This is a genomic window from Sphingomonas mali NBRC 15500 (assembly GCF_001598415.1).
GTDB classification, from domain to species: Bacteria; Pseudomonadota; Alphaproteobacteria; order Sphingomonadales; family Sphingomonadaceae; genus Sphingomonas; species Sphingomonas mali.
In genome coordinates this window covers 1-590 of the sequence record NZ_BCYX01000108.1, presented here as the reverse complement: position 1 = coordinate 590, position 590 = coordinate 1, and the positions used below count along the sequence as shown (strand labels likewise).

Sequence of the window (590 nt, the reverse complement as noted above, 5' to 3'; positions counted from 1 at the left end):
CCGTGCAGAAGATGTCGGCGCGGGTCACCGCTTCCTCCATCGTGACGACCTCATAGCCTTCCATCGCCGCCTGCAGCGCGCAGATCGGATCGATCTCGGTCACGAGCACGCGGGCGCCGCCATTGCGCAGCGATGCGGCCGAGCCCTTGCCGACGTCACCGAAGCCGGCGACGCAGGCGACCTTGCCGGCGAGCATCACGTCGGTGCCGCGACGGATCGCGTCGACCAAAGATTCCTTGCAGCCATAGAGGTTATCGAACTTCGACTTGGTCACGCTGTCGTTGACGTTGATCGCCGGGAACGGCAGCTCGCCCTTCTTGGCGATCGCGTACAGGCGATGGACGCCAGTGGTGGTCTCTTCCGACACGCCCTTGATGTTCTTGACCGTCTCGGTGAGGTAGCCGGGCTTGCGCTTAATGAATTCCTTCACCGCGCGCTGCATCTCGATTTCTTCCTCATTCTCGGGCTCGGCGAACGACTGGCCGGCCTCGAGCTTGGCGCCCCACAGAGCGAACATCGTCGCGTCACCGCCATCGTCGAGGATCATGTTGCAGGTCTCGTCACCCCAATCGAAGATCGAGCCGACATAG

General features: G+C 62.9%; 1 protein-coding gene. It reads right to left on the bottom strand.

The features are described 5' to 3' along the window. A partial coding sequence (locus tag SMA01S_RS23995) for an adenosylhomocysteinase (RefSeq protein ID WP_174543184.1) occupies positions 1-590 on the bottom strand: 590 nt, incomplete at both ends.